The 25,416-nt window shown below is 66.8% G+C and carries 23 protein-coding genes and 1 other RNA gene; 11 read left to right on the plus strand and 13 right to left on the minus strand.

Annotated elements, in window-relative coordinates; genetic code table 11:
* Window positions 1–117 precede the first annotated feature (117 nt).
* From BXA03_RS14450 to BXA03_RS14480, 7 genes are all read right to left on the minus strand, one after another.
* Window positions 118–1,629, minus strand: a complete 1,512-nt coding sequence (locus tag BXA03_RS14450; protein ID WP_076508972.1) for a tripartite tricarboxylate transporter permease — start codon at window positions 1,627–1,629, stop codon at window positions 118–120.
* Between the two features lie 13 nt (window positions 1,630–1,642).
* Window positions 1,643–2,131, minus strand: coding sequence for a tripartite tricarboxylate transporter TctB family protein (locus tag BXA03_RS14455; RefSeq protein ID WP_076508974.1), 489 nt, complete (start codon window positions 2,129–2,131; stop codon window positions 1,643–1,645).
* 114 nt (window positions 2,132–2,245) lie between these two features.
* Window positions 2,246–4,075 carry a type IV pilus assembly ATPase TfpB gene (locus BXA03_RS14460; RefSeq protein WP_076508977.1) on the minus strand — a complete coding sequence of 610 codons (1,830 nt, stop codon included), beginning with the start codon at window positions 4,073–4,075 and terminating at the stop codon, window positions 2,246–2,248.
* The gene (locus tag BXA03_RS14465; protein WP_076508980.1) at window positions 4,072–4,836 is read right to left on the minus strand and encodes a class I SAM-dependent methyltransferase; all 765 of its coding nucleotides are present in this window, start codon (window positions 4,834–4,836) and stop codon (window positions 4,072–4,074) included. Before BXA03_RS14465 ends, BXA03_RS14460 begins: the two co-directional genes overlap by 4 nt.
* Complete coding sequence (locus BXA03_RS14470; protein WP_369822427.1) at window positions 4,833–5,378, minus strand: DNA-deoxyinosine glycosylase; 546 nt, start codon at window positions 5,376–5,378, stop codon at window positions 4,833–4,835. The genes BXA03_RS14465 and BXA03_RS14470 overlap by 4 nt, the downstream gene beginning before the upstream one ends.
* 116 nt (window positions 5,379–5,494) lie before the next feature.
* On the minus strand, window positions 5,495–6,016 hold the full coding sequence (locus BXA03_RS14475) for a hypothetical protein (RefSeq protein WP_076508984.1): 522 nt from the start codon (window positions 6,014–6,016) through the stop codon (window positions 5,495–5,497).
* Between the two features lie 154 nt (window positions 6,017–6,170).
* Window positions 6,171–7,055 carry a TatD family hydrolase gene (locus BXA03_RS14480; protein ID WP_076508986.1) on the minus strand — a complete coding sequence of 295 codons (885 nt, stop codon included), beginning with the start codon at window positions 7,053–7,055 and terminating at the stop codon, window positions 6,171–6,173.
* A gap of 89 nt (window positions 7,056–7,144) precedes the next feature.
* Here BXA03_RS14480 and BXA03_RS14485 point away from each other — a divergent pair, with 89 nt between their 5' ends.
* The 4 genes from BXA03_RS14485 (at window position 7,145) to BXA03_RS14500 (ending at window position 11,300) form a co-directional block, all read left to right on the plus strand.
* Window positions 7,145–8,137: a S1C family serine protease gene (locus BXA03_RS14485; RefSeq protein WP_076508989.1), complete on the plus strand. Its 993-nt coding sequence runs from the start codon at window positions 7,145–7,147 to the stop codon at window positions 8,135–8,137.
* Window positions 8,138–8,226: 89 nt separating this feature from the next.
* On the plus strand, window positions 8,227–9,243 hold the full coding sequence (locus BXA03_RS14490) for an AAA family ATPase (RefSeq protein ID WP_076508991.1): 1,017 nt from the start codon (window positions 8,227–8,229) through the stop codon (window positions 9,241–9,243).
* Window positions 9,244–10,245, plus strand: coding sequence for a DUF58 domain-containing protein (locus BXA03_RS14495; RefSeq protein WP_076508992.1), 1,002 nt, complete (start codon window positions 9,244–9,246; stop codon window positions 10,243–10,245).
* A 14-nt stretch (window positions 10,246–10,259) separates the two neighbouring features.
* On the plus strand, window positions 10,260–11,300 hold the full coding sequence (locus BXA03_RS14500) for a VWA domain-containing protein (protein ID WP_076509330.1): 1,041 nt from the start codon (window positions 10,260–10,262) through the stop codon (window positions 11,298–11,300).
* A 112-nt stretch (window positions 11,301–11,412) separates the two neighbouring features.
* On the opposite strand, the gene BXA03_RS14505 is transcribed toward BXA03_RS14500, so the two are convergent.
* Both BXA03_RS14505 and icd read right to left on the minus strand, forming a co-directional pair.
* The gene (locus BXA03_RS14505) at window positions 11,413–11,910 is read right to left on the minus strand and encodes a YciE/YciF ferroxidase family protein (protein WP_076508995.1); all 498 of its coding nucleotides are present in this window, start codon (window positions 11,908–11,910) and stop codon (window positions 11,413–11,415) included.
* Between the two features lie 141 nt (window positions 11,911–12,051).
* Window positions 12,052–13,317, minus strand: a complete 1,266-nt coding sequence (gene icd / locus BXA03_RS14510) for an NADP-dependent isocitrate dehydrogenase (protein ID WP_076508998.1) — start codon at window positions 13,315–13,317, stop codon at window positions 12,052–12,054.
* A 253-nt stretch (window positions 13,318–13,570) separates the two neighbouring features.
* Between icd and BXA03_RS14515 the strand changes: the two genes are divergently transcribed.
* The gene (locus BXA03_RS14515; protein WP_076508999.1) at window positions 13,571–13,753 is read left to right on the plus strand and encodes a hypothetical protein; all 183 of its coding nucleotides are present in this window, start codon (window positions 13,571–13,573) and stop codon (window positions 13,751–13,753) included.
* A gap of 182 nt (window positions 13,754–13,935) precedes the next feature.
* Here the strand turns inward: BXA03_RS14515 and ssrA are convergent.
* The 4 genes from ssrA to ompA form a co-directional block, all read right to left on the minus strand.
* Window positions 13,936–14,321: a transfer-messenger RNA gene (gene ssrA / locus BXA03_RS14520) on the minus strand.
* A gap of 13 nt (window positions 14,322–14,334) precedes the next feature.
* A complete protein-coding gene (locus BXA03_RS14525) occupies window positions 14,335–15,012 on the minus strand; it encodes an HAD-IA family hydrolase (protein WP_076509001.1) in 678 nt (225 codons plus the stop codon).
* Window positions 15,009–15,737 carry a bifunctional 2-polyprenyl-6-hydroxyphenol methylase/3-demethylubiquinol 3-O-methyltransferase UbiG gene (ubiG, locus tag BXA03_RS14530; RefSeq protein ID WP_076509003.1) on the minus strand — a complete coding sequence of 243 codons (729 nt, stop codon included), beginning with the start codon at window positions 15,735–15,737 and terminating at the stop codon, window positions 15,009–15,011. Before ubiG ends, BXA03_RS14525 begins: the two co-directional genes overlap by 4 nt.
* A 116-nt stretch (window positions 15,738–15,853) precedes the next feature.
* Complete coding sequence (gene ompA, locus BXA03_RS14535) at window positions 15,854–16,513, minus strand: outer membrane protein OmpA (protein WP_076509005.1); 660 nt, start codon at window positions 16,511–16,513, stop codon at window positions 15,854–15,856.
* 230 nt (window positions 16,514–16,743) lie between these two features.
* Between ompA and gyrA the strand changes: the two genes are divergently transcribed.
* The 6 genes from gyrA to BXA03_RS14565 all read left to right on the plus strand — a co-directional run bounded on the left by gyrA (window position 16,744) and on the right by BXA03_RS14565 (window position 25,261).
* A complete protein-coding gene (gene gyrA / locus BXA03_RS14540; RefSeq protein ID WP_076509007.1) occupies window positions 16,744–19,383 on the plus strand; it encodes a DNA gyrase subunit A in 2,640 nt (879 codons plus the stop codon).
* A complete protein-coding gene (locus tag BXA03_RS14545; RefSeq protein WP_076509009.1) occupies window positions 19,380–19,985 on the plus strand; it encodes a DUF2059 domain-containing protein in 606 nt (201 codons plus the stop codon). Before gyrA ends, BXA03_RS14545 begins: the two co-directional genes overlap by 4 nt.
* Window positions 19,986–20,012: 27 nt before the next feature.
* Window positions 20,013–21,134, plus strand: a complete 1,122-nt coding sequence (serC, locus tag BXA03_RS14550; protein WP_076509010.1) for a 3-phosphoserine/phosphohydroxythreonine transaminase — start codon at window positions 20,013–20,015, stop codon at window positions 21,132–21,134.
* Between the two features lie 21 nt (window positions 21,135–21,155).
* Window positions 21,156–22,277 carry a prephenate dehydratase gene (gene pheA, locus BXA03_RS14555; RefSeq protein ID WP_076509012.1) on the plus strand — a complete coding sequence of 374 codons (1,122 nt, stop codon included), beginning with the start codon at window positions 21,156–21,158 and terminating at the stop codon, window positions 22,275–22,277.
* Window positions 22,278–22,287: 10 nt separating this feature from the next.
* Window positions 22,288–23,157 carry a prephenate dehydrogenase gene (locus BXA03_RS14560; protein ID WP_076509014.1) on the plus strand — a complete coding sequence of 290 codons (870 nt, stop codon included), beginning with the start codon at window positions 22,288–22,290 and terminating at the stop codon, window positions 23,155–23,157.
* A 94-nt stretch (window positions 23,158–23,251) separates the two neighbouring features.
* Complete coding sequence (locus tag BXA03_RS14565; protein ID WP_076509016.1) at window positions 23,252–25,261, plus strand: bifunctional 3-phosphoshikimate 1-carboxyvinyltransferase/cytidylate kinase; 2,010 nt, start codon at window positions 23,252–23,254, stop codon at window positions 25,259–25,261.
* Window positions 25,262–25,416: the final 155 nt, after the last annotated feature.

Here is a 25,416-nt window from a genome sequence, read left to right on the forward strand (position 1 = left end):
AATTCATGCAACCGATCTATGAATCCTTCCGCGTGGGCCGCAGCAACGAAAAACGGCACCCGAAGGTGCCGTTGGTTCGTGCAAGGGGCGTGCCGCCGGCGGCATGCCCGCACACCGTCATTCCTCGACGAAGGCTTCCTCGCGCTTGGACTTGACCGAGGGCAGCAGCACGATCACGAGCAGCAGCACCGCCAGCAGCAGCAGGCCGGCCGAGATCGGCCGCGTGACCAGCACGCTCCATTCGCCACGCGACAGCAGCAGCGCCCGTCGCAGGTTCTCCTCCATCATCGGCCCCAGGATGAAGCCCAGCAGCAGCGGGGCCGGCTCGCAGCCCATCTTGATGAAGGCATAGCCGACCACGCCGAAGATGGCCACCATCCACACGTCGAAGGTGTTGTTGTTGGTCGAGTACACGCCGATGGCGCAGAACAGCACGATCGCCGGGAACAGCCACTTGTAGGGAATCGACAGCAGCTTGATCCACATGCCGATCAGCGGCAGGTTCAGGATGATCAGCATCAGGTTGCCGATCCACATCGAGGCGATCAGGCCCCAGAACAGCTCGGGGTTGCTGGTCATCACCTGCGGGCCGGGCTGGATGTTGTGGATGGTCATCGCGCCCACCATCAGCGCCATGACGGGGTTGGGCGGGATGCCCAGCGTCAGCAGCGGGATGAAGGAGGTCTGCGCACCGGCGTTGTTGGCCGACTCGGGGCCCGCCACGCCGCGGATGTTGCCCTTGCCGAACGGGACTTCGCCCGGACGCGGCTTGAGCTTCTTCTCCAGCGTGTATGACGCGAAGGAGGACAGCAGCGCGCCGCCGCCCGGCAGGATGCCCAGGGCCGAACCCAGCGCGGTGCCGCGCAGCACGGCGGGCGTCATGCGCTTGAAGTCTTCCTTGGTGGGCCACAGGCCCTGCAGCTTGGCGGTGAAGATCTCGCGGTCTTCCTCCGGCTTGGCCAGGTTGGAAATGATCTCGCCGTAGCCGAACACACCCATGGCGATGGCAATGAAGCCGATGCCGTCGGTCAGTTCCGGAATGTCGAAGCTGTAGCGAGCCACGCCCGAGTTCACGTCCGTGCCCACCAGGCCCAGCAGCAGGCCCAGCACGATCATGCAGATGGCCTTGAGCAGCGAGCCGGAAGCCAGCACCACGGCACCGATCAGGCCCAGGATCATCAGGCTGAAGTATTCGGCCGGGCCGAACTTGAAGGCCAGTTCGGTCAGCGGCGGCGCGAAGGCGGCCAGGATCAGCGTGCCCACACAACCGGCGAAGAAGGAGCCCAGGCCGGCCGCCGCAAGCGCGGGCCCCCCGCGCCCAGCCTTGGCCATGGCATGCCCGTCGATCACGGTCACCACTGAGGCCGATTCCCCTGGCAGATTCACCAGGATGGCGGTGGTCGACCCGCCGTACTGCGAGCCGTAGTAGATGCCGGCCAGCATGATCAGCGCGGCCACCGGGGGCAGCGCGTAGGTCGCCGGCAGCAGCATGGCGATGGTGGCCACCGGGCCGATGCCGGGCAGCACGCCGATCAGCGTGCCCAGCAGGCAGCCGACGAAGGCGTAGATCAGGTTCTGCAGCGTGAACGCCGCGCCGAAGCCGATCGAGAGGTTGTTAATCAGATCCATGGGTGAGCGCCGATCAGCCGGTGATGAACGTGGGCCAGACCTGGAACTGCAGCTTCAGGCCGACGATGAATGCGAGATAGCTGCCCACCGCGAGGATGGTGCCGAGGATCAGCGCCAGCTTGAGCGAGAACTCGGCGCCTGCCAGCGCCGCGATGACCACCAGCGCGTAGATGCCGATGATCAGCCCCATGGCCGGCAGGCCGATGCTGGGCAGGCCACCCAGCAACACGCCGAACACCAGGTTGGCCGCGATGATGAACACCAGCGGCTTCCAGGCGATCTTGCCGATGGGCTCGCCATCCGCCGTCTCGACGGTCAATGCACCGAAGACGACCACCAGGCCAAGGACGGCCAGGACGATGCCCAGCATGAGGGGGAAGTACCCCGGACCCATGCGCGCCCCGTTGCCCACGGTGTAGGTCGTGGCGCCCCAGGCGAACCCGGCACCGACCAGCGTGAACATGAGGCCCGCGAAAAAGTCCTTCTGACTTTTGATCTTCACGAACAGTCTCCACAGAAAAAGAGTGGGCGGATTTTTGGTCAGCCACCAGTCAGCTTCGATGTGGATTCCACCTAACCTGAGTTCAGGGTAAGCCCGGGGTTGCCCCGGTCGCGCTCAGCTTCTTTCGTGCAGTGGCGGCGTCGCAGCCAGCACCTCGGCGACCGTCGTCAGCCCCTCGGCCACGCGCAGCAGGCCGGCTAGGCGCAGCGGGCGCATGCCGTCGGCCACCGCCTGACGGCGCAGCCCGCCGATGTCCGGCGCCTGGCCCAGGAGGCCGCGGAAGCTTTCGCTCACGGTCATCAGTTCGTACAGGCCGGTGCGGCCCCGGTAGCCCGTCATCCGGCATTCGATGCAGCCCACGGGCTTGTAGGCCCGTACGGTGCCGCCGCTCACGCGCCAGGGTGCGGCCAGCTCGTCGAGGGTCTCGCGCGTGACCTCGTCGTCGGGCTGCTTGCAGTGCGGGCACAGCGTGCGCACGAGGCGCTGCGCCATCACGCCCAGCAGCGTGGCGTTGACCAAGTAGGCCGGCACGCCCAGTTCCATCAGGCGCGAGATGGCGCTGGGCGCATCGTTGGTGTGCAGCGTGCTGAAGACGAGGTGGCCGGTGAGCGCGGCCTGCACGGCCATCTCGGCCGTGTCCAGATCGCGGATCTCGCCCACCATGATGATGTCCGGGTCCTGCCGCATCAACGCGCGCAGGCCCTCGGTGAAGCCGAAGTCCAGCTGGTGCTGCACCTGGGTCTGGTTGAACGAGGGCTCGATCATCTCGATCGGGTCCTCGATGGTGCTGACGTTGACCTCCTCGGTGGCCACGCGGCGCAGCGTCGAATACAGCGTGGTGGTCTTGCCCGAGCCGGTGGGGCCGGTCACCAGGATGATGCCGTGCGGGTGGGCGACCAGCGACTTCCAGCGCGCCGCGTCGTGGGCGGAGAAGCCCAGCGCGTCCAGGTCCTTGACCACCGTGTCGGGGTCGAAGATGCGCATCACCATCTTCTCGCCGAAGGCGGTGGGCAGCGTGGACAGGCGCATCTCCACCTCCTCGTGCGCTGCGGTACCGGTGCCGGCGGCCTCTGCACCGGGCAGCGCCGGACGCAGGCGGCGGGTCTTGATGCGGCCATCGAGCGGGCGGCGCTTCTCGACCACGTCCATGCGGCCCAGCAGCTTGATTCGGGCGATCATGGCGCTCATCACCGTCAGCGGCATCTGGTAGGCCGGATGCAGCACGCCGTCGATGCGGAAGCGGATCACGCCCTGCTCGCGCCGCGGCTCCAGGTGGATGTCCGACGCACGCTGGTCGAAGGCGTATTGCCAGAGCCAGTCCACCACCTGCACCACGCTCTGGTCGTTGGCATCGAGCTGGCGGTTGGTGCGCCCGAGCTCCACCAGCTGCTCGAAGCTCGTCGCCGCCGCTTGCCCGCCCGCCTTCTGCGCGGCGCGCACGGAACGCGCGAGTGCAAAGAACTCGGCCGTGTAGCGGTGGATGTCGACCGGGTTCGCCACCACGCGCCGCACCTGCCTGCGCGACTGACGCTCCACCTCGGCCACCCAGTCGGCGATGAAGGGCTCGGCTGTCGCCACGATCACCTCCGTGGGTCCGACCTGTACCGGCAGCACCTTGTGGCGCTCGGCATAGGCGGCGCTCATCACGTCGGCGACCTTGCCCACATCCACCTTGAGCGGATCGATTCGCAGGTAGGGCAGGCCCGCGCGGCCCGCCAGCCACTCGGTCAGCGTCTCGAGATCGAGCGGACGACCATCGGCAGCGCCCGCGATGGCCACATTGGCCAGGCGTACCAGGGGATGCTGACTGCTCTCAGCCTGGGCGCAGCGGGCAATGGTGCGGTCGGCCTCTTCGCGGCTGATGACACGGTCCTGCGCCAGCCATTCCACCAGCGTGCGCAGCACCAGGGGACCGTGGGGGGCGGACGAAGCGGACCGGGTCATGGCTGAAGGGGCTTGAACACGCGCAGCCACTTGGGCGCAGGCAGGCCCCAGCGCGCCGAAATCGCCTCGGCCTGCTGGGCCAGCCGATCACGCTTGGGTCGGGAAGGTGTCCGCTGGGCGAGGACGATGGTGTTGCCCTCGCGCGTGGGCTTGAAGGCCCAGAGCGCGTCGGCGCCAAAGGCCTCGGTGATCTTCTCGACGCTGCGGTCGTAGCTGGACGAGCGACCGAAAAGGTTGACCGTCATGCAGCCGTCCTCGGCCAGGACGCCGCGGCAGTCGGCATAGAACTCGGCGCTGTCGAGCACGGGCGCCGCCGCCTCATGGTCGTACAGATCGACCTGCAGGGCATGCACGTTGCCCTGCCACTGGGGCTGGCGCACCTCTTGGGCGGCGTCGGCGATCACGACCTGGAGCTTGGCGTCGTCCTGCGGCAGCTTGAACCAGCCGCGGCAGGCAGCCACCACGGCCGGATTCAGCTCGACGGCGGTGGTCCGCATGCGCAACTGCTTGCGGCAAAACTTGGTGAGCGAGGCCGCGCCGAGCCCCAGCTGCATGGCGTGGCGCTTGGGCACCTGGGCCGCGTCGACGAAGAGCAGCCAGGCCATCATGCGCTGCACGTACTCCAGTTCGATCTCGAAGGGCGCATCGATGCGCATGGAGCCCTGCACCCATTCCGTGCCCAGGTGCAGGTAGCGGATGTCGCCCCAGTCCGAGAAGTTGACTTCCGGCAGTGCCTGGAGCTGGCTGCGGCGCGCCTTCATGCGCAGAGCCCGTGCCGTGCGAAGACCTCGCGCCACGCCTCGATCTTGCGTGCCAAGCTCCAGGCGGCATGGGCCGGACTGGTCGAGGGCAGGCGATGCACGGCCACACCGGTCACAGCCAACCGCATGGCCTGGGCATGGCTGGCGGCGCCGTTGTGGGCTATGGCTTCGAGGTGCGGAAGGCGCAGCCCGCCGAGATCGTTGGGCTCGGCGTCGCGGATCGCCGAATCCAGGCTGCCCGAACGGCGGCAGCGCGCGAACACGTCCCACAGGCCGAGTCCGCGGTCCAGCACCCACTGGCAACGCCCGGCGTAATCGTGGCAAGGGGGAAGCGGCTGCTCGGGCCAGAGGGCTTGCAAGAGGGTCCAGAGCTGGTTGCGGGGGTTCGCATAATACTGCCGCCTCTCGAGCGAGATCCGGCTTGGGAAGCTGCCCAGGATCAGCAGCCGCGTGTGCGTGTCAACGATGGGCGGCAACCCTTCGAGCAGCATCTGCTCGGGCTGGGGCGAGCGAGAAGGCGGCACCGGCATGGCCGCCATCATCGCGTCCATCTCCGGTTCCCGCCTGGCCCATGCAAAAAGCCCGCGGAAGCGGGCTTTTCGTCGAGTGGCGGCACCGGTGCCGCTAAGGGCAGACCGGAGAAGCCGCCCTTACGCGATCACTGCTTGCCAGCGGCCTTGGCAGCTTCGTTCTGCTCGGTGCCGGGGATCTTCTCGCCGATCTTGTTGCCCGCGGTGCGCATGCCGTCGGCGGTCTTGTGGGCCACGTTGGCGGTGGCATCGCCTACCTTCTTCGCGCCGGTCTTGGTGGCGCCATACGCCTTCTTGGCGCCGCGCTCGGTGGCGGCGACAGCCTCGCCACCGACCTTCTTGGTCTTGCGATAGGCCTTCTTCGTGCCGCTTTCCGTGGCGTCGGCGGCCCTTTCGGCACCGTTCTTGGTGGCGGTGTAGGCCTTCTTGGCGCCGCGCTCGGTGGCGTCGACGGCTTCCTTGCCGGTTTCCTTGGCGCGCTCGGTCAGCGTCGGTTGCGACGTCATGGGCGTGGTCGCCGGCATGGCGGGGGTGGTCGCCGTGGTGGTGGTGGTCGTGGTGGCGCTGGTCTGGGCCATGGCCGGCAGGCCAATCGCAGCCAGGGCGACGATCAGGGCAGCGGGAAGGGCACGGAGGTTGTACGTTGTCATCGGAATCGCTCCTTGTGATGCGGGCCGCCTGGGGCGGCCCCGGTTGGGACACACGGGGTGATGTCCCCGTATGGCCTGAAACGGCAGGCCGTGAGCGAAGGATGACACCGAAGAACGCCTTGCAATCGCTGGAACTCCATGTTGCGACCTCGGCCTACGGGGGCACATCGGCCGCGTCCGACAGTTCCGCGAGGCCTGCATCCCGCGCAGGCATCAAGGCGGCCAGCCGGGGCACCGCAGCCAGCGCGTTGCGCGTCGTGGCGTCAGCGACCACTTCGACGGTCAGCCCCCGGAGTTCGGCCAGCACCTGTGCAATGCGCGGCACCTCGGCGGGCTCGTTGCGTCCTTGGGGACTTCCCGCCTCGCGCGCCTCGCGGGTCTGGTAAAGCCAGCTGGGAGGAATGTCCGGCGCATCGGTTTCCAGGACAAAGGATTCCAGCGGCAGTTGCGTCGCCAGCTCGCGCAGCCGCGTCGCCCGCTCGAAGGTCATCGCGCCACCCAGTCCGAGCTTGAGGCCCAGGCCGAGGCATTCCTCGGCCTGCTGGCGACTGCCGACGAAGGCATGGGCGATGCCGTGCCATGGCCGGCCGCCGCCCACCTCGCGCAACTGGCGCAGCACCTTGTCGACCGAGCGGCGCACATGGAGCAGCACCGGCAGCTGCCGCTGCCAGGCCATCTGCAGCTGGCGTCGGAACAGCCGCTCCTGCATCGGGCCGTCGAGTTCGGGCACGAAGTAATCCAGGCCGATCTCGCCGACCGCAACAAGACGCGGGTCGTCGCCATGGAGATCCAGGGCCGCCTGCAGGACATCGAGTGCCGCCTCGCCGGCCTCGGCCGTGCACAGCGGATGAATGCCCAGCGAATAGGCGTCCTGCTGCGCATGCGCCAGGGCGCGCACCGTCTCGAAGTTCGACGGCGCCACGGACGGGATCAGGCACAGCGCCACGCCGGCGCGTCGGGAGCGCGCATGCACCTGCGCCGCCTGCGCACCGAACTCGGGCGCATCCAGGTGACAGTGTGTATCGATGAAGACCGCCATGCGGGGGATCATGCCGCAGGGGCTGCAAAGCGGTACAAAGCGTGCTAGGGTGCCCCCAACCCCTGCATCACTTTCTTGGAGGTGCATCGATGCGCAGGCCCGCCCGATACAGCCCGTCGCCCCGTCGTCCCGTTGCCGAGGACGAACCGATGTCCACCCCCCTGCCGGCCGAGGGTGGGGACGGAGAACCGCCGTCCAGCGTCCCGCCTGAACGCCCTGCGGCTTGGCATCCGGGCCGCCGCAGCTTCGCGGCCCTGGCGTTGGCCGTCGTGGCGCTGGGGGGCACCAGCGTCTGGCTCTGGCAGCGGCCCCCCGGCGGCCTGCAGCTCACCCAGAAGGACATCGACGCCGCGGTGCTCAAGACGCTGCAGACGCAGACACTTCCTTCTCAGGCGACGCGCGCCGCCGACACCATCCGTCCCTCGGTGGTGCGCGTCGTGAGCTACGGCGAGGAAAAGGAAACCCCCGCCGCCCGCACCGAAAAGCGCGGCCGCAACATGGCGCGCGGCAAGCCGCCCGAGGCCTCGGGCCCGCCCGGCGAGGTCGAGCGCGGCATCGGCACCGGGGTGGTCATCGTCGACAAGGGCGTGATCCTGACCAACCTGCACGTGGTCGCGGGCGCCCAGAAGATCAAGGTGACTTTCTTCGACGGGCTGGAATCGATCGCCACCGTGACTGGCGTGCAGCCCGAGAACGACCTGGCCGTGCTCCAGGCGCAGAAGATCCCGGACGATCTGATGGCCGCCACCATGAAGTCCACCGCCGACCTGCGACCCGGCGACCAAGTGGTGGCAGTGGGCTTTCCCTTCGGCATCGGCCCGTCGGTCTCGGCCGGCGTGGTGTCCGGGCTCAAGCGCTCCTTCCAGTCGCCCGAGGGCAAGCAGGAGCTGTCCAACCTGATCCAGTTCGATGCAGCGGCCAATCCCGGCAACTCCGGCGGTCCGCTGATCAACATGGACGGCGAGGTTCTGGGCATCGTCACCGCCATCCTCAACCCGACGCAGCAGCGCACCTTCATCGGCATCGGCTTTGCGGTGCCCATCGAGAACGCCGCCTCCGCGGTGGGCTCGCCGCCTTTCTGAGCTTCGCAGCCCCAGGTGCTGGTCCGTCTGGCCGGTGCCGTGATTGACCGATCGACAGCCCGCTCTCCCGAGCGTCCACCGGAAGACCCATGACCACACCGACCGCCCTGCCCGACACTGCCGCCACCACCGCCGATCTGATGGAACAGATCCTCTACCAGGTCAAGCGCGTGGTGGTGGGACAGGACCGCTTCCTCGAACGGGTGATGGTCGCCATGCTGGCCGGCGGCCACCTGCTGGTGGAAGGCGTGCCCGGCCTCGCCAAGACGCTCACCGTCAAGACGCTGGCCGACACCATGCGCGGCAGCTTCAAGCGCATCCAGTTCACGCCCGACCTGGTGCCGGCCGACTTGGTGGGGACCCGCATCTACAACCAGAAGACCGGCGACTTCTCCACTTCGCTCGGGCCCGTCTTCGCCAATCTGCTGCTGGCCGACGAAATCAACCGCGCGCCTGCCAAGGTGCAGAGCGCACTGCTGGAGGTGATGCAGGAACGCCAGGTGACCATCGCGGGCGAGACGCACCGCGTGCCGCGCCCCTTCCTGGTCATGGCCACGCAGAACCCGATCGAGACCGAAGGCACCTATCCCTTGCCCGAGGCCCAGGTGGACCGTTTCATGATGAAGGTGCTGGTCGACTACCCCACCGACGATGAGGAGTTCGTCATCGTCCAGCGTGTGATCGGCGAGAAGCTGGAGGCTGCCCCGGTCGCCACCATCGAGCAGCTGGCGGCGCTGCAGGCGCAATCGCGGCAGGTCTACGTCGATCCGTCGCTGATCCAGTACGCGGTCAAGCTGATCTCGGCCACGCGAAATCCCGAGAAGTTCGGCCTCAAGGACACGCGCCGCTTCATCACCTTCGGCGCGAGCCCGCGCGCCACCATCGGCCTGGCCGAGGGCGCGCGCGCGCTCGCCATGCTGCGCGGGCGGGCCTACGTGCTGCCCGAGGACATGAGCGACCTGGTGCCCGATGTGTTGCGCCACCGCGTGACGCTGTCGTACGAGGGCCTCTCTGAAGGCCTCACACCCGACCTGCTGATCGAGAAGATCATGCGTGCCGTCCCGGCGCCGCCGCGGCCGCTCGAGCACGACAAGCTGGTGGCCTGAATGAAGCTCTGGCGCCGCAAGCCCGCCGCCGCGCCGGCGGCCAACGACCCGGCTCCTGAGGCGGGGGCGGCCGACCGCCTGCTGCGCCGGCTGGAGTGGACCGTCATCCGCCGGCTCGATGGCCTGCTGCAGGGCGACTACCGCACGTTGATGCGTGGCACAGGCCTGGATCTGGCAGACCTGCGCGAATACCAGATGCACGACGATGTACGCCACATCGACTGGAACGTCACCGCACGCCAGCAGGTGCCGCATGTGCGCGTCTTCACGGAAGACCGTGAGATGGCCGCGTGGTTCGTGCTCGACCTCAGCCGCTCGGTGGATTTCGGCTCCGGCCCCAAGGCCAAGCGCGAGATCTCCGCGGGGTTCGTCGGCGTGCTCGCGCGGCTTCTGACACGCCATGGCAACAGGGTGGGGGCCCTGGTCTACGGCCACGACCTCGAGGCGGTGCTGCCACCGCGCAGCAGCCGTACGCATGTGCTGCGGCTGCTCCATGAAATGGAGCGCCGCGCCGCACCGAGCGTCGCCGGCGGCAAGACCACGCACCACGGCATGACGCGCCTGGCCGACATGCTGCAGTCGGCCGCGGGGCTGATGCCCCGCCGCAGCACCGTCTTCGTGGTCTCCGACTTTCTGACCGAACCAGGCTGGGAGAAGCCGCTTGCCCGCCTGGCCCAGCGGCACGAGGTCGTCGCCGTGCGCCTCTTTGACCCGCTCGAGCGGGAGCTGCCTGACCTCGGCCTGGTGCCCCTTGCAGATGCCGAGACTGGGGAACAGGTCTGGGTCGACACCCACGATGCGGCCTTCCGTCGCCGCTTCGCCAAGCTCGCCAGCGAGCGCGAGGACGCCCTGCGCGAGGCCCTGGCCAACGCGGGCGTCGATGCCCTGGAACTGTCCACCGCCGATGACCTGGTCGAGGCCATCGTCCGATTTGCCGACATGCGCCGCCGCCGTGTGCGGGCGACCGGCGCGCCGCCACGACGGGCTGGAGAACTGAGATGAATGCCACGCTGCCCCTGACATTCCTCTGGCCGCAGTTCCTGTGGCTCCTGCTGCTGGTTCCCGCGCTGGTGCTGCTGTACCTGTGGCTGATCCGCCGCAAGAAGAAGCTGGCGGTGCGATATGCCAGCCTGTCCATCGTGCGCGAGGCCCTGGGTGCCCGGCAGTCGCTGCGCCGGCACCTGCCCCCCGTGCTCTTCCTGCTGGCGATCACGGCCATGTTGATCGCCGCTGCACGCCCACTGGCGGTGATTACATTGCCCTCCAACCAGCAGACCATCATCCTGGCCATGGATGTATCGGGCAGCATGCGCGCCGAGGACGTCAAGCCCAACCGGCTGGTGGCGGCGCAGGAGGCTGCCAAGGCCTTCATCAAGGATCTGCCTCGCAACGTGAAGGTGGGGGTGGTGGCCTTCGCCGGCAGCGCGAACGTGGCGCAGTTGCCCACCACCAGCCGCGATGAGCTGGTAGCGGCCATCGACTCCTTCCAGTTGCAGCGAGCGACCGCCACTGGCAATGCCATCGTCGTGTCGCTGGCGACACTGTTCCCGGACGCGGGCATCGACATCGCGGATTTCGGGCCGCAGAGCCGGCAGCAGGGCATCTCGCTGGATCGCGCGGGGCGCAAACCCGCCGAACCTGTCAAACCGGTCCCACCGGGCTCGTATTCATCGGCGGCCATCATCATGCTGACGGATGGGCAGCGCACCACCGGCGTGGATCCGCTGGATGCCGCCAAGGCAGCGGCCGACCGGGGCGTGCGTGTGTACACGGTGGGCGTCGGGACGGTCGACGGCGAAACCATCGGCTTCGAGGGCTGGTCGATGCGGGTGCGCCTCGATGAAGAGACGCTCAAGGCCGTGGCCAACCGCACGGCGGCCGAATACTTCTACGCCGGGACGGCGCAGGACCTCCACAAGGTCTATGAAACCCTCAGCTCCCGCCTGACGGTGGAGAAAAAGGAAACCGAGGTCTCCGCACTGTTCGCAGTTGCGGCTGCCGCGCTGTCGCTGCTCGCGGCGGGGCTGTCGCTTTTGTGGTTCAACCGGATCCTTTGAGAACCCCGGCGCATCGGCGTCGGCGCGCTAGGTGCCTATCCATGCACGAGGTGTCCTAAAACACGAAACCCCGCATCAGCGGGGTTTTCTGTTGGACGCGAGTCGCGCCGAGTCAGACTGCAGCCTGTGCCTGATCGATCTGCATCGCTTCGGCCAGCGTGCCTAGACGCTGATCCGTGGCCTGCTCTTCCTCCAGGGTCTGCTTGAGCAACTTGACTGCCTCCTGGAAGCCGAGCTTCTGCGCCACGAGACACAGCGAGGTATAGCCGGCGATCTCATAGTGCTCCGCCTTCTGGGCCGAGGCGATGAGTGCCGCGTCAAGGACGGGACCTGCCTCGATCTGGTCGATCATCGAGGTAGCCTCCTCGATCAATCCATCCATGCCTTCGCACTTGATGCGCTTGAGCTTGAGTCCGCATTGCTCGGCCACCTGCTCGAGGCGCTCGACCTGGCCGCGCGTCTCCTCCAGATGGGCCTCGAACGCGGCCTGCAGTTCAGGATCCGTTGCTGCACGCGCCATCTTGGGCAGGGAGCGCGTCATCTGTTTCTCTGCGCTGTAGGTGTCGGACAGGTCGTGGACGAACAGGTCCTGGATGGTCTTCATGGGCATGGGTGGGCTCCTTCGATGATGAAGCCCTCACCCTGTCATGGCGCATGTGCTGCGCTGTAGGAAGCATCGCGGCCCCGCGTGCGTTTCGCCCCCGTGGACGCGTGCGCGGTGCGCGACCATCTCCTACAGGCAGACTGCGCCCTACTCTGCCATCGCGTCGACCATCACCTGGCCAAACCCGGAGCAGCTGACCTGCGTGGCGCCGTCCATTAGGCGGGCGAAGTCGTAGGTGACCTTCTTGCTCTGGATTGCCGCTTCCATGGCGCGGATGATCAGGTCGGCCGCCTCCGTCCAGCCCATGTGCCGCAGCATCATCTCGGCCGAGAGAATGCTGGAGCCCGGATTGACGTAGTCCTTGCCGGCGTACTTGGGCGCCGTGCCGTGCGTGGCCTCGAACATGGCCACCGTGTCGGACATGTTGGCTCCCGGTGCGATCCCGATGCCGCCCACCTGCGCCGCGAGCGCGTCCGAGATGTAGTCGCCGTTGAGGTTGAGCGTGGCGATCACCGAATACTCGGCCGGCCGCAGCAGGATCTGCTGCAGGAAGGCGTCGGCGATCACGTCCTTGATGACGATGTCCCTGCCGGTCTTCGGGCTCTTGACCCGCAGCCACGGGCCGCCGTCGATGGGCTGGCCACCGAACTCGCGGGCTGCCAGCGCATAGCCCCACTCCCGGAAGCCACCTTCGGTGAACTTCATGATGTTGCCCTTGTGCACGAGCGTGACGCTGGGCTTGTCGTTGTCGATGGCGTACTGGATGGCCTTGCGCACCAGCCGCTCCGTGCCTTCGATGGAGACCGGCTTCAGGCCGATGGCCGAGGTCTCGGGGAAGCGGATCGTCTTGGCGCCCAGTTCATCCACCAGGAAACGGATGAGCTTCTGGGCCTTCTCCGAGCGGGCCTCGTATTCGATGCCGGCGTAGATGTCCTCCGAGTTCTCGCGGAAGATCGCCATGTCCGTCTTGCTCGGCTCGCGCAGCGGCGACGGCACGCCATTGAAATAGCGCACGGGACGCAGGCACACGTACAGGTCAAGCTGCTGACGCAGCGCCACGTTGAGGCTGCGGATGCCGCCACCGACCGGAGTGGTCAGTGGCCCTTTGATCGAGACGACATAGTCGCGCACCGCATCCAACGTCTCGTCGGGCAGCCACACATCGGGACCGTACAACTGAGTGGATTTGCCCCCAGCGTAGATCTCCATCCAATGGATCTTGCGGTTGCCGCCATAGGCCCGGGCCACTGCGGCATCCACCACCTTGAGCATCACCGGGGTCACGTCGCGGCCGACGCCGTCGCCTTCGATGAAGGGAATGATCACCTGCTCGGGCACGTTGAGCGTGTTGTCGGCATTGACGGTGATCTTCCGGCCCTCAGCCGGGACTTGGATGTGCTGGTAGCTGGACATGGATGAGCTTGGGTGGGAGGAAACGCCACCTCGTCCAACGACGTCGGACAGGGCCACGAGCGGGCCGGAGCGGCATGGAATTCTAGACGCGCCCCTCCAGCACGCAGCGACCCGCGCCTATTGCGCAAATGTCGAAGGCCTGCGTCAACCGGATCGCGGCTGCGCCGTTTTACAGGCAGCCGGCCACGATCCTGTGTATGGCTGAGTGCTCATCAAGGCAGTCCCAAAACCGTCAATCCCAAAGGATGTTCTTATGAAGAAGCTTCTCGCTTTCGCCACCGCCGGTCTGATCGCCACCGGCGCCTTCGCTCAAGCCCCCGCTGCCCCGACCGAAGCGCCTGCTGCCAAGGCCGCTACGGCCAAGCATGCCAAGAAGGCCACTAAGCACAAGGTAGCTCACAAGGCCAAGGCCAAGAAGAGCGTCAAGGCCGCCTGATCGGACTTTGCGCCCCCGAAAAGAAGCCCGGCTCTGCCGGGCTTCTTGCTTTCGGGCGGGCCGAGCCTCGGCAGCACTCGAAGACCGCGCCGCCATGGGTGCCCGAAAAGAAGAAAAGCCCGAACTGACGGGCAGTTCGGGCCTCGGATGTTCACCACCGATGGAAAACGGTGAGAGGTGTGTGGTGGAGCTGGGGGGATTTGAACCCCCGTCCGCAAGCCTTCGCCGCGCAGATCTACATGTTTAGCGCTCTGTTTTGGATCTCGCAACCGGCAACGCGCAGACGCACGCTTTGCCAGCAGCCAGCACCCTTAGATCTCGCAGCAGCCCAAGGTACCCGGACCACTGCCAGCCAATGTGATTAACCTTGCAGCCGGGAGGCGTCAGATTGCTCTAACGCCCCCTTGCCCAGCCCATCGGCCGACTGTTGCAAGGCTCGCAGCGATTAGGCTGCGAGTGCGAAACGTTCGTCGTTTGCAGTTAGTTTGTTTGAATCTGTTTTACGAGCACATTCAGCTCGACATGCACCACTGCGGTCCCGAACCCACGTCGAAACCAATGCAGCCCCAGAACAGCCTAGTTTAGGCCAACGGCAACCATTGCAAGAGGTCGAGGGGCAAAGAAATCACCGCATCCGCCTGCCACTGCGTGACGTCGGCGTCGGCCCCCAGATAGCCGTAGGCAACGGCAACCGTGCGCATGCCGGCAGCCTTGCCTGCGACGATGTCCCGCTGGTCGTCGCCGACATAGACACAGCGCGCCGGGTCGACCCCGATTCGGCGTGCGGCCTCGAGCAACGGCGCGGGATGGGGCTTCGCATGTGGCGTGGTGTCTCCGCTGACGATGGCGGCGGCCGTCTCGAACAGCGGCATGCTGGCGGTGAGCGGCTCGGTGAAGCGACTCGACTTGTTGGTGACCACGCCCCAAGGCATGCGCCGATCCACCAAGCGCGCAATCAGAGCATCCACGCCGCTGAACGCGACGGACCCGTCGAACATGAGCGCTTCATAGGTCTTGAAAAATTCTTCCCGCAGTTCGGCGAACTGCGCATCTTCCGGCCGCAAGCCGAAGGCCACGCCGAGCATCCCGCGCGCGCCCGCCCCGGCCATCGGTCGATAGGCAGAGAGAGGCAGCGAAGACATCCCGCGCGCGACGCGCATCCTGTCTGCAGCCGCGCCCAGTTCGGGCGCGCTGTCGATCAAGGTCCCGTCGAGATCGAACAGGACGGCCTGAACGTCTGGCCAAGATGCCCCCCTCATTCGCGGGACGCCCCTGCCGTGCGCCGGGTCGCGACCATGTAGTTGACGCTCACGTCGTCGTCGAGCCAGTAGCGCCGGGTCAAGGGGTTGTACTGCAGCCCTCGCGAATGATCGATCGTCAAAGCGGCACCCCGGCAGTGGGCAGCCAGTTCCGCCGGCCGGATGAACTTCGCGTACTCGTGGGTCCCTTTGGGCAACATGTTCAACACATACTCCGCGCCCACGATCGCCAGCATGAAGGCCTTGGCATTGCGATTGATGGTGGAAAAGAACACCCAGCCGCCGGGCTTGACCAGCTTGGCGCAGGCCCGCACCACGGAGGCTGGCTGCGGCACATGTTCGAGCATCTCCATGCAGGTGACCACATCGAAACTCGACGGTGCCTCTTCGGCCAGGGCCTCGACGGACGTCTCACGGTACCGTACCCGCGGGGTGCCCGCGTCAAGCGCGTGAAGCTGCGCCACCTTCAGCGCCTTGGTTGCCAGATCGATGCCCAGCACGTCCGCTCCCCGGCGAGCCATGGCATCCGAGAGAATGCCGCCGCCGCAACCCACGTCGAGCACGCGCTTGCCCGTCAACGCCACCTGACTCTCGATCCACTCCAGCCGAAGCGGGTTGATCTCGTGCAGGGGGCGGAATTCGCTGTCCATGTCCCACCAGCGATGGGCCAGCTCCGAAAATTTGGCCAGCTCGGCCGGATCTGCATTGGGATGTGTCGCCGTCATCGGTCGAATTATGAATGGCGAGACGCAGACACCCCGCGCCTCGTGCCAAATGGCGTGACCCTGATAGGCCATAAAAAAACCCCGCCGAGGCGGGGTTTTCAGAGGGCTGATCGAAATCAGTTGGCGCGGGTGCCGACCACTTCGATTTCCACGCGACGGTTCTTCGCGCGACCTTCCTTGGTGCGGTTGTCAGCCACGGGCTGCTTCTCGCCCTTGCCTTCGGTGTAAACGCGGTTGCGCTCGATGCCCTTGGAGACCAGATAGGCCTTCACGGCTTCGGCACGACGCACCGACAGACGCTGGTTGTAGGCATCGGTACCGATGGAGTCGGTGTGACCCACGGCAATGATGACTTCCAGGTTGATGCCCTTGATCTTCGAGACCAGGTCGTCCAGCTTGGCGCGGCCTTCGGGCTTCAGGACCGACTTGTCGAAGTCGAAGAAGGCGTCGGCGGCGAAGGTGACCTTCGAAGCGGCGACAGCGGGCGGCGCGGGCGGAGCCGGCGGCGTCACAGCGGCAGGAGGCGCGGCAACCGGAGCGGCCGGAGCAGCAACCAGAGCACCATCGCAACCCACGGCGGCCGTGGCGGGGGTCCAGTTGGCGTCGCGCCAGCACAGTTCGTTGGTGCCGTTCTTCCAGACGAGTTCGCCCGTGCCGTTCTGCCAATTGTCGATCACGGGACCACCATTCGCGGCGGTGACCTTGGTCTGCGCGCCGGCGGCCGTGGCGAGCGCAGCGACTGCAAACATCATCGCCACTTTATTCAGTTTCTTCATGGTTCTCCTCTTGGGGAAAAAGCCGCAGCCGCAGCCGCGAAACAAGGACGTCTCAAGTGACCACCACCCAAAACGCTGGAGTTGATTGTGCCATAGGGTCTTTCTCAAACCGGGCGCGCCCGGGCTGGCAGGCGTAGGACTGCAACGGAAAGCCGCACTTGTGTTGCTGTCTCGCGACACCACAAGCAACGTAAAATCGAGCGTTTCGCCCGACGGACCCGCTGCCCTTCATGACTTCGTTCGCCAAGGAAACCCTGCCCATCAGCCTCGAAGAGGAGATGCGGCGCAGCTATCTCGATTACGCCATGAGCGTGATCGTAGGGCGTGCCCTGCCTGATGCGCGGGACGGCCTCAAGCCCGTACACCGGCGCGTGCTCTTCGCGATGCACGAGCTCAACAACGACTGGAACCGGCCTTACAAGAAGTCGGCCCGTATCGTCGGCGATGTGATCGGCAAGTACCACCCGCACGGGGACCAGTCGGTGTACGACACGATCGTGCGGCTGGCGCAAGATTTTTCCATGCGCCACATGCTTGTCGACGGCCAGGGCAATTTCGGCTCGGTCGACGGCGACAGCGCGGCAGCGATGCGCTATACGGAAATTCGCCTCGCCAAAATCGCGCACGAAATGCTGGCGGATATCGACAAGGAAACCGTCGATTTCGGCCCCAATTACGACGGCAGCGAAAAGGAGCCGTTGGTATTACCGAGTCGGCTGCCCAACCTGCTGGTCAATGGCTCCGGCGGCATTGCGGTGGGCATGGCCACCAACATTCCTCCCCACAACCTGAACGAGGTGGTGGACGCCTGCCTGCACCTGCTGCGACATCCGGACGCCAGCATCGACGATCTGATGGAGATCGTGCCAGCGCCCGACTTCCCGACCGCCGGCATCATCTACGGCATCAACGGCGTCAAGGAAGGCTATCGCACCGGCCGCGGCAAGGTGGTGATGCGCGCCAAGTGCCACTTCGAGGACATCGACCGCGGCCAGCGTCAGGCCATCATCGTCGACGAGTTGCCCTACCAGGTGAACAAGAAGACGCTGCAGGAGCGCATGGCTGAACTGGTGCACGAGAAGAAGCTCGAAGGCATCAGCCACATCCAGGACGAATCCGACAAGTCGGGCATGCGCCTGGTGATCGAGCTCAAGCGCGGCGAAGTGCCCGAGGTGGTGCTCAACAACCTGTACAAGCAGACGCAGCTGCAGGACACCTTCGGCATCAACATGGTGGCGCTGGTCGACGGCCAGCCCAAGCTGTGCAACCTGAAGGACCTGGTCCAGGTCTTCCTGCAGCACCGGCGCGAGGTGGTCACGCGGCGCACGGTGTTCAACCTGCGCAAGGCGCGCGAGCGTGGCCACGTGCTCGAAGGCCTGGCGGTTGCGCTGGCCAACATCGACGAATTCATCCGCATCATCCGCGAGTCGCCCACGCCGCCGGTGGCCAAGGCCGAGCTGATGACCCGCTCGTGGGACAGCAAGCTGGTGCGCGAGATGCTCACCCGCTCGCGCGCCGACGGCGGCACCATCAATGCCGACGACTACCGCCCCGAAGGCCTGGAACGCATCTACGGCCTGATGGGCGACGGCCTCTACCGCCTGTCCGAGACGCAGGCCCAGGAAATCCTGCAGATGCGTCTGCAGCGCCTGACCGGCCTTGAGCAGGACAAGATCGTCGCCGAGTACAAGGAAGTGATGGCGGAGATCGACGACCTGCTCGACATCCTGTCCAAGCCCGAACGTGTGTCGGTCATCATCGGCGAGGAACTCGGCGCCCTGCGCCACGAGTTCGGCCAGACCAAGCTGGGCGCGCGCCGCAGCGAGATCGAATACAGCGCGCAGGACCTCTCGACCGAAGACCTGATCACGCCCACCGACATGGTGGTCACGCTCTCGCACAGCGGCTACATCAAGAGCCAGCCGCTGTCGGAATATCGGGCGCAGAAGCGCGGCGGGCGTGGCAAGCAGGCCGCCGCCACCAAGGAAGACGACTGGATCGACCAGCTCTTCATCGCCAACACGCACGACTACATCCTGTGCTTCTCCAATCGCGGCCGCCTGTACTGGCTCAAGGTGTGGGAAGTGCCATCGGGTTCGCGCAATTCGCGTGGCCGCCCGATCGTCAACATGTTCCCGTTGGCCGAGGGCGAGAAGATCACCGTCGTGCTGCCGCTGACCGGGGAGACGCGCAACTTCCCGTCGGACCGCTACATCTTCATGGGCACCTCGATGGGCACCGTCAAGAAGACGGCGCTCGACGAGTTCAGCAATCCGCGCAAGGCCGGCATCATCGCCGTGGACCTGGACGACGGCGACTACCTCATCGGCGCGGCCCTGACCGACGGCAAGCACGACGTGATGCTGTTCTCCGACGGCGGCAAGGCCGTGCGCTTCGACGAGAACGACGTACGCCCCATGGGCCGCAATGCCCGCGGCGTGCGCGGCATGATGCTGGAGGACGGCCAAGGGGTGATCGCGATGCTGGTGGCCGAGGACGAGACGCAGAGCGTGCTCACCGCCACCGAAAACGGCTACGGCAAGCGCACCAGCATCACCGAGTACACCCGCCACGGCCGGGGAACCAAAGGCATGATCGCGATTCAACAAAGCGAGCGCAACGGCAAGGTCGTGGCCGCCACGCTGGTGCACGTCGACGACGAGATCATGCTCATCACCGACAAGGGCGTGCTGGTACGGACACGCGTATCAGAAATCCGCGAACTTGGCCGTGCAACGCAAGGTGTCACGCTCATCAACCTCGACGAGGGCGCCCAGCTCAGTGGGCTGCAGCGCATCGTCGAGAACGACGCCAACGCGGCCGTCGATGCGGAAGACGCCGCCGACCCATCCCAGGAGAACCCTCAATGAAGAAACACATCAAGACCGCCCTGATCGGCGCCACGCTCGCTGCAGCCGTCTCCGGCGCCTGGGCACAGGACAAGGCTGCCCTCATCAAGCAGTTCATCGAGCTGCAGAAGCCGGGCGTGGAAGCGCTGGCGCGCGGCCTGGTCGAGGAATCCAGCCTGCCCATCGCTCGCGCGGGTGCAGGCTACCTGCAGACCCAGGTGCCCGAAGCCAAGCGTGAAGCCGCTGGCAAGGCTGCCGACGCCGAGCTGAAGAAGTATTTCGACGACACCTATCCGCTGGTGCGCGACAAGGCCGTCCAGCTGGCTCCGTCGGCGCTGACTCCGGTCATGGAGCAGAACTTCAGCGAAGAAGAGATGCGCCAGCTGGTGGCCTGGGTCAGCTCGCCGGTGAGCAAGAAATACCAGGAACTCAATCCGCAGCTTCAGAACGCGCTGACCGAAAAGCTGGTGGCTGAAACCCGCGCCTCGGTGGAACCCAAGCTCCGCGCGCTGGACACCAACGTCGCCAAGGCCCTGGGCGCCCCCACCGACGGCGGCGCAGCCAAGGGCAACGGCGGTGCCAGCAGCAGCAGCGCAGCCCCCAAGGCGCCTGCCAAGAAGTAAGTTCGCTTTCGCCCGATTGTCCACCGCATGACCCCCGCTGCCCAAAGCCGTCCCTACAACTTCTCTGCCGGCCCTGCCGCGATGCCGGAGGCGGTGCTGTCACGCGCTGCGGCGGAGATGCTCGACTGGCACGGCAGCGGCATGGGCGTCATGGAGATGAGCCACCGCGGCAAGGAGTTCGGCGAGATCATCGGTCGGGCGGAAGCGGACTTCCGCCAGCTGCTCGCGGTGCCCTCCAACTTCCGAATCCTGTTCATGCAGGGCGGTGGGCTGGGTGAAAACGCGATCGTGCCGCTGAACCTCTCGCGCGGAGGTACGGTCGACTTCGTGGTCACGGGCAGTTGGAGCACCAAGTCGCTCAAGGAAGCTGGCCGCTATTGCAAGGCACGCACGGCCGCCACCAATGCCGAAGGCGGGCATATGGCCATCCCGGACGCTGCGCAATGGTCGCTGAGCCCGGATGCCGCCTATGTGCACCTGTGCTCCAACGAAACGATCAACGGCATCGAATTCCAGGAACTGCCCGACCTGAAGGCCCTGGGCAGCGACGCGCCGTTGGTCATCGACTTCTCCTCGCATGTCGCCTCGCGCAGCGTGGACTGGCAGCGCGTGGGCCTGGCCTTCGGCGGCGCCCAGAAGAACCTTGGCCCCGCCGGCCTCACGATGGTGGTCGTGCGCGAGGATCTGCTGGACCGCGCCCTGCCCATCTGCCCGAGCGCCTTCAGCTACAAGCTCGTGGCGGAGAACGACTCGATGTACAACACGCCGCCGACCTGGGGCATCTACATCGCGGGCCTGACCTTCCAGTGGCTGCTCGAGCAGAAGGAAGGCGAGCTCAGCGGTGTGGCCGCCATGGAAGCGCGCAACATCGCCAAGGCGAAGCTGCTGTACGAGTTCATCGACGCATCGGCCTTCTATGAGAGCAGGGTCGACACGTCGTGCCGCTCGCGCATGAACGTCCCCTTCCTGCTGGCCGACGAGTCGCGCAACGAGGCCTTCCTGGCAGGGGCAAAGGCGGCCGGGCTGCTGCAGCTCAAGGGCCACAAATCCGTCGGCGGCATGCGGGCCAGCATCTACAACGCCATGCCGCTGGAAGGCGTTCAGGCACTGGTTTCCTACATGAGAGAATTCGAGCGCCTGCACGCCTGAACACAGGTGTGAGTCCGCTCGATGACCGCTCACCAATCCCCTCCTCCCTACCCTTCCTCTGCCGCCGACAGCCTCGCGCCGCTGCGCGATCGCATCGACGCGCTGGATGCCCAATTGCTCGACCTGCTGAACCAGCGCGCCCATGTGGCCGAGCTGGTGGGCGAGGTGAAGAAGCGCGAGGGTACGCCCTACTTCCGGCCTGACCGCGTCGCGCAGGTCATCGAGAAGGTCAAGCGCAACAACCCCGGGCCGCTCAAGGGGGCCCATGTCGAAGCCATCTGGCGCGAGATCATGTCGGCCTGCCTGGCACTCGAATCGCCTCAACGTGTGGCGGTGCTGGGTCCCGAAGGCACCTTCTGCGAGCAGGCCGCCATCGAGTACTTCGGCGGCGCGGCCGACCTGGTGTACTGCGCCACCTTCGACGAAGTCTTCCATGCCACGGCTGCCGGCAGCGCGCAATACGGCGTCGTGGGCGTCGAGAACTCCACCGAAGGTGCCGTGGCACGCTCGCTCGACCTGTTCCTGCATTCGCCCGCCCACGTGGTCGGCGAGGTCAGCCTGCTGGTGCGCCACAACCTGCTTTGCAGCCGCAATTCGCTGGACGACATCGAGGTGGTGATGGCCCATCCGCAGGCCCTCGCACAGTGCCATGGCTGGCTGTCCAAGCACCTGCCCAAGGCGGAGCGGCGCGCCGTCTCGAGCAACGCCGAAGGCGCGCGGCTGGCCGGAACCAATCCGGCTTGGGCAGGGATCGCCGGCGAGCGTGCAGCCACCCAGTTCGGCCTGCACATCGTGGCCCATGCCATCCAGGACGACCCGTACAACCGCACGCGCTTCGCCGTCATCTGCCTGCCGCATACGCTCGCCATGCCACCCGCTTCGGGGCGCGACATGACCAGCCTCGTGGTCTCGGTGCCCAACAAGCCGGGCGCCGTGCACGACCTTCTCGTGCCACTGAAGGAGCACAAGGTCTCGATGACGCGCTTCGAGTCGCGTCCCGCACGCACGGGCCAGTGGGAGTACTACTTCTACATCGACCTCGACGGCCATCCCAGCCAGCCGAACGTGGCCGCCGCCCTGGCCGAGCTGCGCGGCCTGTGCGCCTTCTTCAAGATCATCGGCGCCTACCCGGTCAAGGCCTGAGGCTGCGGGCATGTTCCAGCAACTCGGCCTGATCGGCTGCGGCCTCATCGGCGGCTCCTTTGCGCTGGCACTGCGTCAGGCGGGGCTGGTGCGCCGGGTAGTCGGCTACAGCAAGTCGCCTTCCACCACCGAGCGCGCGCGCCAATTGGGCGTGATCGACACCGAGGCGCCTTCCGCCTTGCAGGCCGTTGCCGGTGCCGACATCGTGGTGCTGGCGGTACCGGTGGCCGCGACGGAATCCACCCTGAGCGCCATCCGCCACGGCCTGGGCGAGCAGACGCTGCTGATGGATGTGGGCTCGACCAAGGGCGACGTGGTGCAGGCCGGCCTTCGCGCACTGCAGCAGCAGGCCGGCAACTTCGTGCCCGCCCATCCCATCGCGGGCAAGGAGGTCGCGGGCGTCGAGCATGCCGAGGGCGCCCTCTTCGTGGGTCGGCACGTGATTCTCACGCCCACCGAGCGTTCACGCGCAGAGCAGGTGCAGCGCGCCATCGATGTCTGGAGCCGCATCGGCGCCCGCGTCCTGACGATGGATGCGGCGTCGCACGACGCTGCCCTGGCGGCCGTCAGCCATCTGCCCCATCTGCTCGCGTTTGCCTTCATGCAATCGGTGGCACATCAGCCTGACGGCGCCCGATGGCTCGAGTTGGCCGGGCCCGGATTCCGCGATTTCTCGCGCATCGCTGCCGGCGAACCCACGGTCTGGCGCGACATCCTTCTGGCCAATCGCGAAGAAGTGCTGCGGCAGTCGCGGGCCTTCCGCGAGGCCCTGATGGATTTCGAGGCAAGGATCGCTGCGGGCGACGCCGACGGCCTCGTCGACGCCATCGGTCGGGCCAGCCGGGCACGCGCGTCGCTGAAGCCTGCACTCTCGCACTGAGCGCACCACCGTGCATCGGCTGATGGGTACCCCTTTCGACCTTGCCGCCGGGCGCTGAGTTGCCGGCCCGGCGGCTAACTCCTCCTCTCCTTCCATGTACGCCACCGAGTTCCTCGACCTTCCCGCGCTGACCGGCGCCGGCGGCACCGTGCGGCTGCCCGGCTCCAAGAGCATCTCCAACCGCGTGCTCCTGCTGGCCGCACTGGCCAGCGGCACGACCGAGATCTACGACCTCCTGGATTCGGACGACACCCGCGTGATGCTGGAAGCGCTCACTCAGTTGGGTTGCACCCTCACCCGCGACGGCGCGGTGCTGCGCATCGAGGGACTGGGCGGCCAGGTGAAGCAGCGGCAGGCCGACCTGTTCCTGGGCAATGCGGGCACGGCGATGCGGCCGCTGACCGCAGCGCTGGCGCTGCTGGGCGGCGACTTCCAGCTGCGCGGCGTGCCGCGTATGCACGAGCGCCCGATCGGCGACCTGGTCGACGCCCTGGTGCAGCTGGGTTGCCCGATCGACTACCTGGGCAACCCCGGCTACCCGCCGCTGCGCATCCGCCCGGCCCAGATCTCGGCCCTGCAGCTCGACACACCGATCCGCGTTCGGGGTGATGTTTCGAGCCAGTTCCTCACGGCCCTGCTGCTGGCCCTGCCGCTGGCGGCCGGCAACCGCGACGTGGTGATCGAGGTGGTGGGCGAACTGATCTCCAAGCCTTACATCGAGATCACGCTCAACCTGCTGGCCCGCTTCGGCATCCAGGTGCAGCGCGAGGAATGGCGCCGCTTCACGATCCCGCAGGGCAGCCGCTACGTCACGCCCGGGCGCATCCACGTGGAGGCGGACGCGTCCTCGGCCAGCTACTTCATCGGCCTGGGCGCGCTGGCCGCGCCGCTGCCGGGCGCGAACGGCATCCGCATCGAAGGCGTGGGCGCCGATTCGATCCAGGGCGACATCCGCTTCATCGACGCCGCCCGGCAGATGGGCGCGCAGGTGGACAGCGGACCCAACTGGCTGGAGGTGCGGCGCGGCGCCTGGCCGCTCAAGTCCATCGACCTGGACTGCAATGCCATCCCCGACGCCGCCATGACGCTGGCCGTGATGGCGCTGTATGCCGACGGCCCGTGCCGGCTGCGCAACATCGCCAGCTGGCGCGTGAAGGAGACCGACCGCATCGACGCCATGGAGGCCGAGCTGCGCAAGCTGGGCGCCATCGTCGAGTCGGGGCCGGACTTCATCGTCGTGCATCCCCTGCCCGCCGGCCAATGGAAGCCGGTCGCCATCCACACCTACGACGATCACCGAGTGGCCATGTGCTTCTCGCTGGCGGCCTTCAACCCCGACCGCCGGCCAGTGCGCATCCTCGACCCGAAATGCGTCGCCAAGACCTTTCCCGACTATTTCGAGACCCTGTTCTCGGTGGTTGCGGCAGACGAGGTGCCGGTGCTCTGCGTCGACGGCCCCACCGCCTCGGGCAAGGGCACGCTGGCGGCCGAGCTGGCGCTGCGCCTGGGCTACCACTACCTGGATTCGGGCACGCTCTACCGCGTGGCGGGCCTCGCGACGCGACGCGCCTGCCTCGAGCCGGAACCGGCCCACGAGGCGGCCATCGCCGCACTTGCCCGCGCCCTGCCCCTGCGCTTCGACGCCGGCCGCGTGCTGCTGGCCGACGAGGACGTGACGGACGCCATCCGCACCGAGGCGGCCGGCATGGACGCCTCGCGCGTGTCGGCCCTGCCCGGCGTGCGCGCCGCCCTCACCGAGCTGCAGCACAGCTTTCGCCGCCTGCCCGGCCTTGTGGCCGACGGCCGCGACATGGGCACGGTGATCTTTCCCGAAGCGCCACTGAAGGTCTATCTGACCGCCAGCGCCGAGCACCGGGCGGAGCGCCGGTATAAGCAATTGATTTCCAAAGGAATTCCCGCTATACTCGCCGACCTTCGCGCGGACCTGGAAGCGCGCGACGCGCGCGACTCGAATCGCAGCGTCGCTCCCCTCAAGCCCGCGCAGGACGCCCGCCTCCTGGACAACTCCTTTCTCAGCATCGATCAGTCGGTCGAGCAGGTGTTGGACTGGTGGCGGCAGGTGCAGCCCTTCGAGACGCATTGAGCGCTCGCGTCGGGCTCGGCGCCCCGGCCCTGCCGGGTGCGCCTATCGCTCCAGGCAGGCTCCTCTCGCGCGTCAGCGCACCGGCCTGCTGGTTGTTCAACCTCCAACCCCCGGGCTTCACTGCCCAAACCACCGGTTCCAGTCATAGAAACAGC

The sequence above is a fragment of the Pseudacidovorax sp. RU35E genome (assembly GCF_900156165.1).
GTDB lineage: Bacteria > Pseudomonadota > Gammaproteobacteria > Burkholderiales > Burkholderiaceae_C > Xenophilus.

Excerpts from the sequence above, each read along its gene's own strand:
- BXA03_RS14450 (WP_076508972.1), bottom strand. The coding sequence starts at position 1,629 with ATGGATCTGATTAACAACCTCTCGATCGGCTTCGGCGCGGCGTTCACG.
- BXA03_RS14460 (WP_076508977.1), bottom strand. The coding sequence starts at position 4,075 with ATGACCCGGTCCGCTTCGTCCGCCCCCCACGGTCCCCTGGTGCTGCGC.
- BXA03_RS14465 (WP_076508980.1), bottom strand. The coding sequence starts at position 4,836 with ATGAAGGCGCGCCGCAGCCAGCTCCAGGCACTGCCGGAAGTCAACTTC.
- BXA03_RS14470 (WP_369822427.1), bottom strand. The coding sequence starts at position 5,378 with ATGATGGCGGCCATGCCGGTGCCGCCTTCTCGCTCGCCCCAGCCCGAG.
- BXA03_RS14475 (WP_076508984.1), bottom strand. The coding sequence starts at position 6,016 with ATGACAACGTACAACCTCCGTGCCCTTCCCGCTGCCCTGATCGTCGCC.
- BXA03_RS14480 (WP_076508986.1), bottom strand. The coding sequence starts at position 7,055 with ATGGCGGTCTTCATCGATACACACTGTCACCTGGATGCGCCCGAGTTC.
- BXA03_RS14485 (WP_076508989.1), top strand. The coding sequence starts at position 7,145 with ATGCGCAGGCCCGCCCGATACAGCCCGTCGCCCCGTCGTCCCGTTGCC.
- BXA03_RS14490 (WP_076508991.1), top strand. The coding sequence starts at position 8,227 with ATGACCACACCGACCGCCCTGCCCGACACTGCCGCCACCACCGCCGAT.
- BXA03_RS14495 (WP_076508992.1), top strand. The coding sequence starts at position 9,244 with ATGAAGCTCTGGCGCCGCAAGCCCGCCGCCGCGCCGGCGGCCAACGAC.
- BXA03_RS14505 (WP_076508995.1), bottom strand. The coding sequence starts at position 11,910 with ATGCCCATGAAGACCATCCAGGACCTGTTCGTCCACGACCTGTCCGAC.
- icd (WP_076508998.1), bottom strand. The coding sequence starts at position 13,317 with ATGTCCAGCTACCAGCACATCCAAGTCCCGGCTGAGGGCCGGAAGATC.
- BXA03_RS14515 (WP_076508999.1), top strand. The coding sequence starts at position 13,571 with ATGAAGAAGCTTCTCGCTTTCGCCACCGCCGGTCTGATCGCCACCGGC.
- BXA03_RS14525 (WP_076509001.1), bottom strand. The coding sequence starts at position 15,012 with ATGAGGGGGGCATCTTGGCCAGACGTTCAGGCCGTCCTGTTCGATCTC.
- ubiG (WP_076509003.1), bottom strand. The coding sequence starts at position 15,737 with ATGACGGCGACACATCCCAATGCAGATCCGGCCGAGCTGGCCAAATTT.
- ompA (WP_076509005.1), bottom strand. The coding sequence starts at position 16,513 with ATGAAGAAACTGAATAAAGTGGCGATGATGTTTGCAGTCGCTGCGCTC.
- gyrA (WP_076509007.1), top strand. The coding sequence starts at position 16,744 with ATGACTTCGTTCGCCAAGGAAACCCTGCCCATCAGCCTCGAAGAGGAG.
- BXA03_RS14545 (WP_076509009.1), top strand. The coding sequence starts at position 19,380 with ATGAAGAAACACATCAAGACCGCCCTGATCGGCGCCACGCTCGCTGCA.
- serC (WP_076509010.1), top strand. The coding sequence starts at position 20,013 with ATGACCCCCGCTGCCCAAAGCCGTCCCTACAACTTCTCTGCCGGCCCT.
- pheA (WP_076509012.1), top strand. The coding sequence starts at position 21,156 with ATGACCGCTCACCAATCCCCTCCTCCCTACCCTTCCTCTGCCGCCGAC.
- BXA03_RS14560 (WP_076509014.1), top strand. The coding sequence starts at position 22,288 with ATGTTCCAGCAACTCGGCCTGATCGGCTGCGGCCTCATCGGCGGCTCC.
- BXA03_RS14565 (WP_076509016.1), top strand. The coding sequence starts at position 23,252 with ATGTACGCCACCGAGTTCCTCGACCTTCCCGCGCTGACCGGCGCCGGC.